Here is a 13569-nt window from a genome sequence, read left to right as displayed (position 1 = left end):
CAAGTTTACAGACTGTATAAGCAACTGAGCCCCGCCGGAGAAGGCGGGGCTTTTTTTCCCCTGACCTTTCCGGCTTTAACGAAAAGAACAAGGAGAAACGCCATGCAGCAAAATCTCGCCCCCAAACAGGCCCTGCTCGTTATCGACATGCAGATTGGCCAGTGCTCCGTCGCGCCGCTTCCCTTCCAGCGTGAAGCTCTGCTCGACAATATTAATCAGCTCATTGAACACTTTCATCAGCATGCTTTACCAGTATTCTTCATTCGCCACGCGGGACCGCCGGGTTCGCCCTATGCCGCCGGAGAAAAGATCTGGAACGTTGTGCCTGAATTAAAATTTGATGCCGCACGCGATAAATTTGTCGATAAGTCTCGCGCCAGCTGTTTCGATGGCACCGATTTAGCCGAAATACTGCAACAGCAACATATTGGCGAGGTGGTGATTGTGGGCCTTAAAACTCAGTACTGTGTTGATACTGCCTGTCGCTCTTCTCTCGCCTTGGGTATTAAGCCGATTCTTATCTCTGATGGGCATAGCTGTATTAATACTGCACAACTTTCTGCGGCCGATATTATTGCTCACCACAATGCCTGCCTTAATGGGCCGATTGCCAGGGTAATGGACACTGCGGCTTTCATTGCCGCTGAACAATAGCCTTCTAAATTTGTATTCGCGTAATGAAATGATAAAAGTGAGCAGGACTTATTCTGCTCACTTTTTAATCCATGGATAAACTCTTGTTAAATTAAGACTATTCCTGCAAGCCCGATTGAAAATCACCGGTAAACTCCCTCCTTAAGTATTCCTTAATTTATTCCCTGTAATATCAAGGGCGTTAGTTACCTATACGAAAGTTAAATAAGTCGGCTTTATTGATTGTCACACTCTTTACGCGTGGTTCGGTAAGACTTAACGTTGAACTGAATAAGTTTTTCACGGTCAGCATGTCAGTAAACTTGCAGTAACAAAATTTTCGGCGCCTATTTTGCCGACCAAAAGATGAGGGTATTTATGGAACAGCTTAACCACTTGCTGTTCGCCTGGATTAATGCAACACCTGCTTCGCCGAAATGGCTGCTGGATATTGCCTTCTTCCTGGCGAACGACATGATTTTTATCGTGCCGGTTATCATCGTTGGCCTATGGCTATGGGGTAATAATCAAACAATAAGTTTGCAGCGTGAACTCGCCACTAAAATTGGCATTGCGCTGATATTCGCCATGACCTGTGCAAAAACGCTTTCCGAGCTGTTTCCCCATGCCCGTCCATTTGTTGAAGGCTTTGGTTATACCTTCCTGCAACACGCTCCTGACAGTTCATTCCCGAGCGATCACGGCACCGCTATCTTTACCTTCGCCCTGGCTTTCGTTTTCTGGCACCGCGTCTGGTCCGGCGTGCTGTTCCTGGTTATCGGTGCCGGTATCGCCTGGTCTCGCGTTTATCTTGGCGTGCATTGGCCGATGGATATGCTGGGCGGCCTGCTGGTTGGCATGCTCGCTTGCCTTTTCTCACAGCTGGTATGGAACCTGTTTGGCATGCAAATCCGCGCGCTGATGGAGAAACTTTACCGCTTTAGCTTTGCTCTCCCCATTCGTAAAGGCTGGGTGCGCGAATAAAAGCCGCATTTATCCAGGCAAATAAAAAGGCGAGGATGGATTCCTCGCCTTTTTTGTATTTCTGAAAAGTCGGTTATTTACCGAATACTTTACTGAAAAGACCGCTCACCTTCATCATCACGAAGTCCCAGATGCGACTAAAGAAGCCACCCTGCGGCACATCTTCTTTTGCCACCAATGGACGCTGCTCAATGACCTTACCGTCAAGCGAGAAGTCGATAGTACCAACAACCTGATTCTTGGTAATCGGCGCCTCTAGCTGCGGGTTGTTCAGCGTGAAACTGGCCTTGAGGTTCTTAAGCTGACCTTTCGGGAAGGTCAACGACGCATCTTCTGCTACGCCCAACGGCACGGTTTTCTGTGCCCCAAACCATACGCGCTGCGTGGTGAAAGCATCGGCGGCCTTGATTGGGGTGATAGTTTCATAAAAACGGAAGCCCCAGGTAAGCAGAGATTCGCTCTCACTGAAACGCACGCGATCGCTCGGGGCGCCCATCACCACGGCGATGAGTCGCATCCCGTTGGAGTCAACCGCCGATGACACCAGGTTGTAACCTGCGCCTGAGGTGTAGCCGGTTTTGATCCCGTCGACGTTCAGGTTAGTGCTCCACAGCAGGCGGTTACGGTTAACCTGACGAATGCGGTTAAAGGTGAACTCTTTTTCCTTGTTCATCGCATATTCGTCTGGCGTATCGTGGATAAGCGCACGGGAGAGCAACGCCATGTCCTTCGCCGAGGTGTACTGGCCGTCAGAGTCCAGACCGTGCACGGTTTTGAACTGGGTATTGGTCAGATTCAACTGCTGCGAATAACGGTTCATCAGCCCCACGAAGGCGTCCTGACTGCCCGCGACGTAATCAGCCAACGCAATGCTGGCGTCGTTGCCGGACTGGATAACGACGCCTTTATTCAGCTCGGAAACAGGCACCTGATCGCCCGGTTTGAGGAACATCAACGACGAGCCGCGCAGCACCGGGTTACCGGTCGCCCACGCGTCTTTGCCGATGGTCACCACGTCAGTGGAGTGAATCTTGCCTGATTTCAGCGCCTGGCCGACAACATAACTGACCATGATTTTCGTCAGGCTGGCAGGGTCAAGTCGCGCATCAGGCTGCGACTCGGCAATAATTTTGCCACTGCCGTAGTCCATCAGCACCCATGATTTTGCGTCAATTTGCGGAGAAGCCGGGGCACCCGGAGTGGGGGTTGAAGAGGCTGCGATGTCCACCGGTTTTGCTGGAGCAGTGTCGGCGTGTGCAGCGGGAAACGTTAGCAACAAAACGGTGCCGCTGAACGTACAAAGAAGGTTCCGTTTAGATAAGAAAGAAATTGTCATAGGTTATTAGCGCTTCTGTCCGGGTAACTGAAATTTATGTTATCTTTCAATCAGGTTTGAACTTATCGGTATAAAAAATACCGTTTTATGGCTTGAGAAGAAACTCCTCGAATGTAAAGTTTCTTTGAATAGTAGACTTAATTGCGCTTTTGTCTGCCTCAGATCGCGTAATTGAGCGAATTTTACCGAAAAATTCCGCCCTGCGGTGATTGTACAGTCAGCTTAGCGGCAGAGCTCACCAAAAATCTAAATGTTTTATCAACATATGCGATTCAACGACAAAAATCGCACTGACGCACAAAGGCTTGTTTAACCTTTAACCATTGCCGCTCCACTGCACAGCTTCATTTTAGTTTCATCAAAAATTTTTCTTTTTCGCCTTACGCTTCACAATTTTTTCCGCTAACCTGAATTGACATCGTATTTTACGGGGAACTGGGTGATGGATTTAGCGCTGTTCGATCTCGATAAAACGCTGATTAGCGATGACAGTGCCAGCCTGTGGCTACATTGGTTAGTTTCTCAGGGCTATACGACGACGGCACGCTTAGACCATCACCAACGACAAATGCACCCCGTTACTCACTATGCAGACTCCCCGCCAGACCCCAACAATATCGCCTGTTATTTAAAACTCACCCTTGCGCCAATGAGCGGTTATCACCGCCGTACGGTATCCGGTTGGGTTGAGCGTTTCGTGCATCGCGATATTTTACCCAGGCTGTATCCACAGGCCCGGCAGCAGATTGCCTGGCATAAGGAACGTGGCGACACTATTGCCCTGATTTCTGCCTCGGGCGAGCATCTGGTGACGCCCATCGCGCGCCGTCTGGGGATCGATCACGCGTTCGGCATCGTGCCGGAATTCAACGACCATCGGCAGTGTTTTACCGGTGAGACCACTGGCGAACTGACGTTTCATCAGGGCACGGTGCATCGCCTTGAGTCATGGCTGCAACAGCCGACGACGCCGCAGTTTAAAAAGACTTACGCCTACAGCGATTCTATCTTCGACCTGCCGCTGCTGGAGTTTGTAGACTATCCGACGATCGTCAACGGCTGCCGCGCGCTACAACAGATTGCCGAAAAGAAAGGCTGGCCTAGCGTCAGTTGGCAACGGCATCCGGCGCGCGAAAGAGTCGCGTCCTGACCGCTCTGCGCTAACGCCCCGCTATAAACCAAAGTCGCGCTCGAAGGCCGCGCCTTCACGGTTTAATAACTCACAGCTGAAATCAATAAACTGGCTTAGCGCCGCCGAGCGGTGCCTGCCCGCCTGCGTTTGCAGTTGTAACGTTCGCTGGCTGAGTTGTTCAATGTTGATAGACTTCAAAACCAACCGGTCCCGGCGAGCCTTGAACATCACCGAAAAATGGCTACAGGCCACCAGCGCGCCCGGCGTGCAAAGCATAAAGTCATACAGCGTGCTGAAGCGATTGCAGCTCAAGGCCGGTTCGAGAAATATTCCATTCATGCGACATGACAAATCAAACAGCTGGCGAATGGTGCTCGTTGGCTCATTAAAGGCCAGCGGATAAGCATGCAGGTCGCCAAGCTGCACTTGCTGGTGAGCCAGCGGGTGATCGTGACGCATCGCCAGAAGAACCGACGCAGGATAGGACGCCAGCACATCAACGCCTCGCTCTGGCGTCAGGCTGAACTGCAAGGCCAGATCACAATCGCCGCTGCGAATAGTCTCGGATACCTGCTGCGCCGTGCCCACGTTAAGGTAAAACATCACGCCGGGATTAATGGCGCGAAAGCGGGCAAACATTTGCGGCAGCAGGTCATAAGCGGGCCCGTCAGTGCAGGCCATGCGAATCACCGTGCGGCGCACCGCCTTGAGCCCCTGAATCTCGGCAATCGCAAACTCCATATCCATCATGCTCTTACGCACGTGATTTTCGAGGATTTGCCCGGCATCATTGAGCACCATCCCTCGAGCGTGTCGCTCAAACAGCGTCGCACCGATTCGCGTTTCCAGTTGCTGAATCTGTCGGCTGATGGCTGATACCGCCACAAACAGCTGCTTGCTGGCAGCGCTTAACGAACCCGTATTGGCGACCGCCAAAAAATAGCGAATTTCAGTGCTGTGCATATTTTGCTCCGCGAGAGTGCATGCCTCTATTTTGTGCATGGGAGCGTTATAATTAAAGCAATGCTTCATTGCAATTATTATTATTGTGGCAAAGCTGCATTTTCTATTACATAAGGAGAGCATAAACCAATAAAAAATAATTAAGACAACATCAGGACTTTCTATGACAGTGGAAAAAGCAGTAAAGCAGGCTCTGGGATGGTTTGACGGCGGCGAATTCAAGGCGGTGCTCGCGCGACGCGTAGCATTGGCGACCGAGAGTCAGTCAACCGAGCGTGACGAGATATTGAAACGTTACTTCGAAGAAGAAATTAATCCCGCGCTGCGGGCAATGGGCTTTGAGCTGCAGCTTATCGATAATCCTCAGGCAGCCAATCGTCCCTTTCTCATTGCATCGCGCATTGAAGACCCGACGTTACCGACGGTATTGAGCTATGGTCACGGCGACGTGGTGTTCGGTGACGACGAGAACTGGAGTGAAGGCCTGGACCCCTGGGTGCTGTTTGAGGACGGTAACCGCTGGTATGGCCGAGGCAGCGCCGATAACAAGGGCCAACACAGCGTCAACCTGGCCGCACTGGAGCAGGTATTCGCCGCTCGCGGCGGCAAGCTTGGCTTCAACTGCAAGCTGCTGTTTGAAATGGGTGAAGAGATCAGTTCTCCAGGGCTTGCCGAGGTCTGCCGCACACACCACCAGACCCTCAGCGCGGATCTATTTCTCGCCTCCGACGGTCCACGCCTGAGCGCCGAACGCCCAACGCTGTTCCTCGGTTCCCGCGGTGCGGTTAACTTCCGCCTTTCCGTCAACGCGCGCGACAAAGACTACCACTCCGGTAACTGGGGCGGCTTACTGCCAAACCCGGGTACGCTGCTGGCGAACGCTATTTCATGCCTTATCAATCAGCAGGGACAGATGCAAGTCGCAGCGTTGAAACCGCCCGCGGTCAGCACTGCGATTCGCGAGATCCTCCGCGATATCGAGGTCGCGACTACGCCGGGCGATCCTGAAATTGACGTTAACTGGGGTGAAGCGGGTCTGACGCCGGCCGAACGCCTGTTTGCCTGGAATCAGATGGAAGTGCTGTCGTTTTTGACCGGCAACCCGGCACGCCCAATGAATGCCATTCCCGCCAAGGCAACGGCGGTGTGTCAGATGCGTTTTGTGGTCGGCACCGACTGGCAAAATTTGCAACAACACGTGCGTGAGCATCTCGATGCCCACGGATTCCACTCCGTTGAGGTCGAGTTCCTGCGCGGTTCACCGGCAACCCGTTTTGATCCCACCGACCCGCTGGTCGATTGGGTGCTCGAAGTCATGCAGCAGAGCAGCGATAAAAAGCCCGCCCTGCTGCCTAACCTCGGCGGTTCTCTGCCCAATGAGGTGTTCGCCGATATCCTCGGCCTGCCGACGCTGTGGGTGCCGCACTCTTATCCAGCCTGCGGCCAGCACGCGGTAGACGAACACATGCTGATTTCCATCGCCCGTGAAGGCCTGGAGATCATGACGCGTCTGTTCTGGAGTCTGGGCGAGCGCGGCGACGCGTTGCTGGCGGCACACCATCAGCACGCGGCAAAAAGTCTGGCGCAGGACGGTGGAAAATGAGCCACGCATCTTCAGCCTTATCAACCGCTACGGCGGTAAAACCGAGCCTGACCAAAACGCTTTTTGTCACCTGTATCGGCAATGCGCTGGAGTGGTTCGACATTGCGGTCTATGGCTTCTTCGCTGCTTACATCGCGCGTGCCTATTTCCCGACGACCGACCAGACCGTTTCCCTGCTGCTTGCCTTCGGCAGCTTCGGCGTTTCATTTTTGATTCGCCCGTTGGGTGCCATTGTGCTGGGTGCCTTTGCCGACCGTGCCGGTCGCAAGTCGTCACTGCTGGCGTCAATCAGCCTGATGATGCTCGGTAGCCTAATGATTGTCGTCACGCCGTCTTATGCCACGCTCGGTCTGGCGGCTCCGCTGTTAATTCTGCTGGCCCGTTTGATTCAGGGCTTTTCGGCGGGCGGCGAATTCGGCAGCTCGACCGCGTTTCTGGTTGAACACTTTCCCGAGCGTAAAGCCTACATTGCCAGCTGGCAGTTCGCGACGCAGGGTGCCAGCACCCTCCTCGCCTCGGCCTTTGGCTTGGGCCTGTCACAGTGGCTCTCGGAATCGCAGATCCAGGACTGGGGATGGCGCATTCCTTTCGCCTTTGGGCTGTTGATAGGGCCGGTCGGTCTGTACATTCGCCGCAATATCGAGGAAGCCGACAGCTTTGTTAAAGCCGACCGCCAGGCTTCGCCGCTGAAAACGCTATTCGGTCAGCAGAAGTCGCTGCTGTGCATGGCGGTAGGTCTGATGGTAGTCTCGACGGCAATCAATTATATGCTGAACTATGTACCGACCTATGCGACTAAAACGCTGCATTTTTCGGGGCAGATTGCCTTCACCGCCACGCTGCTGGCCGGCGTCATTTTGACCGTTGCGACCCCGCTGATGGGCCTGTGGGCCGAAAAAGTGGGCCGTTTGCCGCTGATGTGGGGTTCACTTGTCCTGCTGTTGATCACTATTTATCCAGGCTTTTGGCTGATGACGCACTACAACACGGCCTCGGCGCTGATTGCCCTGGTATGTTGGATGGCGTTATTGAAATCGGTGTACTTCTCAGCGGTGCCGTCGATGATGGCCGACCTGTTCCCCGTTACCACACGCGCCAGCGGTATGGCTATCGGTTATAACATTGCGGTCACCGTATTTGGCGGTTTCGCGCCGTTCATCTGTACCCTGCTCATCACCGCTACCGGCACAAAGCTCGCGCCGAGCTATTATCTGATGATTGTGGCGCTGCTCAGCCTGTGGGCGTTGATTAACTCTCAGCGCAGCCGCAGGTAAACGGGAGTTTCTCGCCGACGCCACGTCGGCGAGAAACATTTCGTCGCGGCTTACTTCGGCGACAGCTTGAACAGCTTGCCGTTTTTCTCGTCCGTCAACACATAGACATAGCCGTCTGGCCCAACCTGAACTTCACGAATGCGCTGGCCTAAATCGGTCAGCATGCGTTTCTCTCCGAGCACTTTTTTATCGTTCACCTTCAGCTGAATCAGCGTCGTTTCCTTCAATGCCCCAACAAACAGTGAATTCTTCCACTGTGGGAATTTGCTGTCGTTATAGAAGGCCATACCGCTGACAGCAGGAGATACGCGCCAGTAATAGAGCGGGTCTTCCATTCCATCGAGATGCGAGCCTTTGGCTTCTGGGATCGGCAGTCCGTTGTAGTTAATGCCGTAGGTGGCGAACGGCCAGCCGTAGTTTTTGCCCGCTTTGAGAATGTTCACCTCGTCACCGCCGCGTGGCCCATGCTCGGTTTCCCACAGCTCGCCGCTCCAGGGGTTGTAAGCCAACGCCTGGGGATTACGGTTGCCGTAGGTCCAGATTTCAGGACGCGCGTTAGGCAACTTCACGAAGGGATTGTCCTGCGGAATACCGCCCTCGGGCGTCAGGCGAATTATCTTACCGCGCAGAGAATCAAGCTGTTGTGCGGCGATGCGCTGGTTGTTGTCGCCCAGCGACATCAGAATATTGCCCTGCGGATCAAATATCAGCCTGCCGCCGAGATTGATTCCACCGTCGAGCGGCGGTGTTTCGATAAAGATGGTTTTAAAGTTCTCAAGGTGCAGGCCGTCCTGCGAAAGCGTGCCATAGCCAAGCTCTGCATGCGGCCGCCCCTTGTCATCTTTTTGCGCAAAGCTTAGATAAACGCGGCGGCTTTTGGCAAAATCAGGCGCAGGACGCACGTCCCACAGGCCCGCTTGATCCTGAACCCACACCGCAGGCACGCCGGTTACCGGGGCCGAAAGCGGTTTGCCTGCCTGCCACAGGCGCAGATTACCGCTGCGTTCAGTGATTAACGCACCCTGATTGTCGGGCAGAAATGCCAGCGACCAAGGGTGATCGAGGCCTTTTAACAGGGTTTCTACTTTGACGGGCGCCTTTGGCACCGGTTTTGGGGCGGCCTGCGCCAACGCCAGTCCCGGCATCGCCAGTGCCCCCACCAGCAGCATAGGGTGCCAACGGGTCGGTGTATTATTCAATGTAAATGGCATAGCTTGCGGATCCCTTCCAGAAAAACAAACTTTAATTTTAGACCACTACTGTCGGCTATTTGTATAGGCGATGTAAATTGCCTGACGTCTATATCTCTGAAAAAACGACCACTCCTGGTGAGACAACCGGTTTCCAGGCGAAAACAGATATACCCAAAAAGAATAAGTATTGCCTTAAAAATAATAAATAACGCCCATTCCCAAGGGGAAAACAAGCAGATACACTGCTTGAATAATTAGACGCCTAGCCTTGTAGATGTCTAAATAAGATTTTCATTCCCGCAAGCTCTTAACTTAAGCGCTGCTTTTTTTTGGTTTCAGCCAACGCCCGACGGAGTCTATAAAATGAAGAAAATTTCCGCCTCACTGCTTGCTTTGAGCCTGCTTGCTGCCCTGCCAGCCTTCGCGGCCGAACAGCCTGCGCTGGCCGCCGTTCCTGCGGCAATCGCTCAGCACAGTGGCCCCATTCGCGTTGCTGTGATTCGCAATCTGGGTTCAGACGACAACACCACGCAGTTTCTTGCAGGTGCCATCAAGCAGGGGCGTGCGCTAGGTTTCAAGGTCGATACTTTCCTAAGCAACGGCGATGACGCTAAATTCCAGGACTTCGTCAATCAGGCCATCAGCCAAAAATATGACGGTATCATCCTGTCTCAGGGACGGGGTCCGTATTCCAATAATCTGGTAAAACGCATTACCGCCGCCGGTATCGCGGTTTCGGTGTTTGATACCGAAGTCACTGACGGCACGCCGGGTGTCACCGTCACCCGTCAGGACGATGCGTCACTGACCCAGGCTTCAGTCGGTGAACTGGTCAAAGACTTCCACGGCAAAGCCAACATCGTGCGCCTGTGGGTTGCCGGTTTCCCACCGATGGAACGTCGCAACGTCACCTATCAGCAGATCCTAAAAGACAACCCGGGCATTCATCAGCTTGAATCCATCGGTGCGGTGTCTTCAGACGTTCAGGGCGATACGGCGAATCAGGTCGGCGCAATTTTGGCCAAATACCCGAAAGGTAAAATTGACGCTATCTGGGGTGCGTGGGACGCCTTCAGTCAGGGGGCGTATAAGGCACTTAAGGAGAACGGCCGCACCGAGATTAAACTTTACAGCATTGATGCCTCCAACCAGGACCTGCAATTAATGCGTGAAAAAGACAGCCCATGGAAATTCACCGCCGCAGTGGATACTCCGCTGATTGGTGCCGTTAACATGCGTCTGGTGGCCCTAAAAATTGCCGGTGAGAAAACGCCTGCCACCTATGAATTCTCGGCACAGGTTATTCCGCAGTCGCTGCTGCTGAGCCAACCGGGTGCGGTTAATATCGCGGCTCTGGGCAAAATCATCCCAGGCTGGGGCAAGTCTGAAGACTTCAACGCCCCGTGGTTTGCGACGCTGGAAGCCAGGTACAAGAAATAATCGCTCCCCACTGCGGCTAAAAGCCCGCCCGGCGCAAGTCTGGCGGGCTTTTCTATTGTGAGTCCCCGCGCGTTATGTCATAACCTGTAGCCATAGGTGGCGAATAAACGCGCTGCATCGAAAAAACTTGTGAAGCAGATCACACTGGCGGTTAAATTAATTTAATTGTATGATGAATGTAGTTTTCGACTGGGACAAAGGTTATGAGATCTACTCTATCACTGCCATTTCAATATTTACGGGCATTTATTCTAATTTATGCCTGCCTTTATGCGGGAAACGGAGTTTCCGCCCTGCTTCCACTGGCCATTCCAGGCAGTATTCTCGGCATGCTCATCCTTTTCACGCTGCTGTCGACGCAAATTCTGCCTTATAAATGGGTTAAACCGGGATGCAGCGTGCTAATTCGCTATATGGCGCTGCTGTTTGTGCCTATCGGAGTTGGGGTGATGAACTACTACGATCAGCTGCGCACCCAGTTTGGACCGCTGGTGGTGTCCTGTGCCGTCAGCACGCTGATTGTGCTGCTGGTGGTGGCTTATTCGTCTCACTTTGTACACCGAGAACGCAACGTCATCGGCAAACCGGAGGATGAACAATGAGCCAAATCTGGTGGTCATTACCGCTGACGGTGCTGGTGTATTTCGCCACCCGCAGGCTGGCTGTAAAATTGAGAATGCCGCTGCTTAATCCGCTGCTGATGTCGATGGTCATTATCATCCCTCTGCTGCTGGTGACGCATATTCCCTACGCGCGCTATTTTGCCGGCAGTAAAATTCTCAACGACCTGTTGCAGCCTGCCGTGGTGGCGCTGGCCTTTCCTTTATACGAGCAGCTGCATCAGATTCGCGCCCGCTGGAAATCGATTATCAGCATCTGCTTCATTGGCAGCGTCGTGGCGATGACGACGGGAACCGCGATTGCCCTATGGATGGGAGCCACACCGCAGATTGCTGCCTCAGTGCTGCCCAAGTCTGTGACAACGCCCATCGCCATGGCCGCGGCTCAGTCAATCAACGGCATCCCCGCTATTAGCGCAGTATGCGTGATTTTCGTCGGCATTCTCGGTGCGGTGTTTGGTCACACGATTTTGAATCTGCTGAAAATCACCAACAAGGCCTCTCGAGGATTAGCCATCGGCAACGCTTCTCACGCATTGGGTACCGCGCGCTGCGCCGAAGTGGACTATCAGGAGGGGGCCTTCAGCTCGCTGGCGCTGGTGATTTGCGGCATTATCACCTCTCTGCTGGCCCCGTTTTTATTCCCTATCCTGTTGAGGCTTTTCGGTTAATCATATTTTAAAACGGGTGCGGCAGGAATTGCCGCACCACTCGCTTTCACTCGCGCCGTGATAATGGATCATTTTGGTTCAACGCCCTATCGCTTTCCCTGTCTCGCCCCCTTTCCTGAGTCCCGTATCCCGGCTTTGTATCAAAATTTAATCGCAAACAATCTTTGGCCCCTTTATTGCTTTGCTCTACGTCCTAACTCGCGCTCATGTATAGACAAGCCCCTCCAGCCAATAAGGACTATTGCCATGCAACCAACGCCAGCCTCTGAGTCTCAATCGGCGACCGACAGCGATTTACTGCAACAAGTCTGGTCGTTAATCGATGAAAAGAAAGGCATATTTTGGGATCTCAGTGACCGCATCTGGGAAACACCAGAGGTCAATTACACCGAATTCAAATCGTCGCAAGGACATCTCGACCTGCTGAAAAAGCAGGGCTTTCGCGTGGCAGAAGGCGTGGCAGACCTGCCAACGGCGATGATGGGCGAAGCAGGTGAAGGCGGTCCGGTGATTGCAATTCTCGGTGAATACGACGCTCTGCCCGGCCTTAGCCAGCAGGCCGATGTTGCACAACCTTTAGCGCTTGAAGACGGGGCCAACGGACACGGCTGCGGCCACAATATGCTCGGTTCCGCCGCCTTGCTGGCCGCGACGGCGGTCAAAGACTATTTGCAGGCCAACGGGCTGGCGGGTCGTGTACGTTATTACGGCTGTCCGGCGGAAGAAGGCGGTTCAGGCAAGGGTTTTATGGTGCGTGCGGGCCTGTTCGACGACGTTGACGTCGCCATCTGCTGGCATCCAGGGGCTTTTAACTGCGTGACCGACGCCAACTCGCTCGCCTGCAATGAACTTAACTACCATTTCTCGGGCCGTGCCGCTCACGCCGCCGCGACGCCACACCTTGGCCGCAGCGCGCTTGACGCCGTTGAGCTAATGAACGTCGGTATTAACTACCTGCGCGAACACATGCCGACCAGCGCACGCATTCACTATGCCATTACGGACAGCGGCGGCTTCTCACCAAACGTGGTGCAGGCTAAGGCGACTGTGCGCTATCTGGTGCGGACCCGCACGCTGCCCGAGCTTACCGAACTGCTCAAGCGCGTAGATAAGGTGGCACAAGGTGCGGCACTGATGACGGAAACCACCATGAAATGCAATATCCTCAGCGGCGACGCCAACCTGATTGGTAACCGCGTGCTTGAAGAGCTGATGCAGTCGCACCTCGAACAACTCGGCGGCCCGGGCTTCGACGACGCCGACTATGCCTACGCGGCGCGTTTTCAAGAGACCATGAGTCAGGAAGAGATCCGCAGTGCCTATCAGCGCGTCGGCTGCGCCTACACACCGGGCGAACTGCTCTGCGACTATGTGCTGCCGCTCGACCGCCCGGAAAGTTCAATGATTGGTTCTACCGACGTCGGCTCGGTCAGCTGGGTGGTGCCTACCGTGCAGTGCCGCAGTGCGACTTACACTATCGGCACGCCGGGGCACTCGTGGCAGCTGGTCGCCCAGGGTAAATCCTCGCTGGCGCACAAGGGACTAACGCAGGCCGCCAAGCTGATGGCGAGCACGGCAGTCGGCCTGTTTACCCAGCCCGCGCACATCGCCGAAGCCAAGGCCGAACACGCCCGCGTGCTGGAAGGCACCCCCTTTGTGAACCCGATTCCTGACGATGTACAGCCGCCGTTTCCGGGCAGCCACTGATTGCGTCTGACAG

General features: G+C 54.1%; 12 protein-coding genes. 9 read left to right on the top strand and 3 right to left on the bottom strand.

Annotated elements, in window-relative coordinates:
• Positions 1 to 102: 102 nt before the first annotated feature.
• Positions 103 to 654: an isochorismatase family protein gene (locus O1V65_RS05710; protein WP_017490933.1), complete on the top strand. Its 552-nt coding sequence runs from the start codon at positions 103 to 105 to the stop codon at positions 652 to 654.
• A 357-nt stretch (positions 655 to 1011) separates the two neighbouring features.
• On the top strand, positions 1012 to 1617 hold the full coding sequence (gene ybjG / locus O1V65_RS05705) for an undecaprenyl-diphosphate phosphatase (RefSeq protein ID WP_017490934.1): 606 nt from the start codon (positions 1012 to 1014) through the stop codon (positions 1615 to 1617).
• 73 nt (positions 1618 to 1690) lie between these two features.
• Here the strand turns inward: ybjG and O1V65_RS05700 are convergent, their stop codons facing one another.
• Positions 1691 to 2953 (bottom strand): serine hydrolase, encoded by a 1263-nt coding sequence (locus tag O1V65_RS05700; RefSeq protein WP_026110400.1) that lies wholly within the window; start codon positions 2951 to 2953, stop codon positions 1691 to 1693.
• A 442-nt stretch (positions 2954 to 3395) separates the two neighbouring features.
• Here O1V65_RS05700 and O1V65_RS05695 point away from each other — a divergent pair, with 442 nt between their 5' ends.
• Complete coding sequence (locus O1V65_RS05695) at positions 3396 to 4103, top strand: HAD family hydrolase (protein ID WP_017490936.1); 708 nt, start codon at positions 3396 to 3398, stop codon at positions 4101 to 4103.
• 21 nt (positions 4104 to 4124) lie between these two features.
• On the opposite strand, the gene O1V65_RS05690 is transcribed toward O1V65_RS05695, so the two are convergent.
• Complete coding sequence (locus O1V65_RS05690; protein ID WP_017490937.1) at positions 4125 to 5048, bottom strand: LysR family transcriptional regulator; 924 nt, start codon at positions 5046 to 5048, stop codon at positions 4125 to 4127.
• A 163-nt stretch (positions 5049 to 5211) separates the two neighbouring features.
• On the opposite strand from O1V65_RS05690, the gene O1V65_RS05685 reads away from it, so the two are divergent.
• Together O1V65_RS05685 and O1V65_RS05680 are read left to right on the top strand one after the other, a co-directional pair.
• The gene (locus O1V65_RS05685; RefSeq protein WP_084912187.1) at positions 5212 to 6651 is read left to right on the top strand and encodes a M20 family metallopeptidase; all 1440 of its coding nucleotides are present in this window, start codon (positions 5212 to 5214) and stop codon (positions 6649 to 6651) included.
• Positions 6648 to 7925 carry an MFS transporter gene (locus tag O1V65_RS05680; RefSeq protein WP_017490939.1) on the top strand — a complete coding sequence of 426 codons (1278 nt, stop codon included), beginning with the start codon at positions 6648 to 6650 and terminating at the stop codon, positions 7923 to 7925. The genes O1V65_RS05685 and O1V65_RS05680 overlap by 4 nt, the downstream gene beginning before the upstream one ends.
• A gap of 50 nt (positions 7926 to 7975) precedes the next feature.
• On the opposite strand, the gene O1V65_RS05675 is transcribed toward O1V65_RS05680, so the two are convergent.
• Entirely contained in the window at positions 7976 to 9136 is a 1161-nt protein-coding gene (locus tag O1V65_RS05675) for a PQQ-dependent sugar dehydrogenase (protein ID WP_026110401.1), read from the bottom strand.
• A 345-nt stretch (positions 9137 to 9481) separates the two neighbouring features.
• Between O1V65_RS05675 and O1V65_RS05670 the strand changes: the two genes are divergently transcribed.
• From O1V65_RS05670 to O1V65_RS05655, 4 genes are all read left to right on the top strand, one after another.
• The gene (locus O1V65_RS05670) at positions 9482 to 10558 is read left to right on the top strand and encodes a sugar ABC transporter substrate-binding protein (RefSeq protein WP_269130259.1); all 1077 of its coding nucleotides are present in this window, start codon (positions 9482 to 9484) and stop codon (positions 10556 to 10558) included.
• Positions 10559 to 10761: 203 nt separating this feature from the next.
• On the top strand, positions 10762 to 11160 hold the full coding sequence (locus tag O1V65_RS05665) for a CidA/LrgA family protein (RefSeq protein WP_026110402.1): 399 nt from the start codon (positions 10762 to 10764) through the stop codon (positions 11158 to 11160).
• The gene (locus tag O1V65_RS05660) at positions 11157 to 11849 is read left to right on the top strand and encodes a CidB/LrgB family autolysis modulator (RefSeq protein WP_017490943.1); all 693 of its coding nucleotides are present in this window, start codon (positions 11157 to 11159) and stop codon (positions 11847 to 11849) included. The genes O1V65_RS05665 and O1V65_RS05660 overlap by 4 nt, the downstream gene beginning before the upstream one ends.
• A gap of 246 nt (positions 11850 to 12095) precedes the next feature.
• Positions 12096 to 13556, top strand: coding sequence for a M20 family metallopeptidase (locus O1V65_RS05655; RefSeq protein ID WP_269130258.1), 1461 nt, complete (start codon positions 12096 to 12098; stop codon positions 13554 to 13556).
• Positions 13557 to 13569: the final 13 nt, after the last annotated feature.

Origin of the sequence: Rouxiella badensis, assembly GCF_026967515.2 — a bacterium.
In the GTDB taxonomy this organism is placed as follows: domain Bacteria; phylum Pseudomonadota; class Gammaproteobacteria; order Enterobacterales; family Enterobacteriaceae; genus Rouxiella; species Rouxiella badensis.
The sequence above is the reverse complement of the archived record's forward strand: the minus strand, read 5'-3'. Positions and strand labels throughout refer to the sequence as shown.

Bases quoted from the DNA above. Each gene is read 5' to 3' on its own strand.
- O1V65_RS05660 (WP_017490943.1), top strand. From the start codon at position 11,157: ATGAGCCAAATCTGGTGGTCATTACCGCTGACGGTGCTGGTGTATTTC.
- O1V65_RS05690 (WP_017490937.1), bottom strand. From the start codon at position 5,048: ATGCACAGCACTGAAATTCGCTATTTTTTGGCGGTCGCCAATACGGGT.
- O1V65_RS05685 (WP_084912187.1), top strand. From the start codon at position 5,212: ATGACAGTGGAAAAAGCAGTAAAGCAGGCTCTGGGATGGTTTGACGGC.
- O1V65_RS05670 (WP_269130259.1), top strand. From the start codon at position 9,482: ATGAAGAAAATTTCCGCCTCACTGCTTGCTTTGAGCCTGCTTGCTGCC.
- O1V65_RS05700 (WP_026110400.1), bottom strand. From the start codon at position 2,953: ATGACAATTTCTTTCTTATCTAAACGGAACCTTCTTTGTACGTTCAGC.
- O1V65_RS05665 (WP_026110402.1), top strand. From the start codon at position 10,762: ATGAGATCTACTCTATCACTGCCATTTCAATATTTACGGGCATTTATT.
- O1V65_RS05695 (WP_017490936.1), top strand. From the start codon at position 3,396: ATGGATTTAGCGCTGTTCGATCTCGATAAAACGCTGATTAGCGATGAC.
- O1V65_RS05710 (WP_017490933.1), top strand. From the start codon at position 103: ATGCAGCAAAATCTCGCCCCCAAACAGGCCCTGCTCGTTATCGACATG.
- O1V65_RS05680 (WP_017490939.1), top strand. From the start codon at position 6,648: ATGAGCCACGCATCTTCAGCCTTATCAACCGCTACGGCGGTAAAACCG.
- ybjG (WP_017490934.1), top strand. From the start codon at position 1,012: ATGGAACAGCTTAACCACTTGCTGTTCGCCTGGATTAATGCAACACCT.
- O1V65_RS05655 (WP_269130258.1), top strand. From the start codon at position 12,096: ATGCAACCAACGCCAGCCTCTGAGTCTCAATCGGCGACCGACAGCGAT.
- O1V65_RS05675 (WP_026110401.1), bottom strand. From the start codon at position 9,136: ATGCCATTTACATTGAATAATACACCGACCCGTTGGCACCCTATGCTG.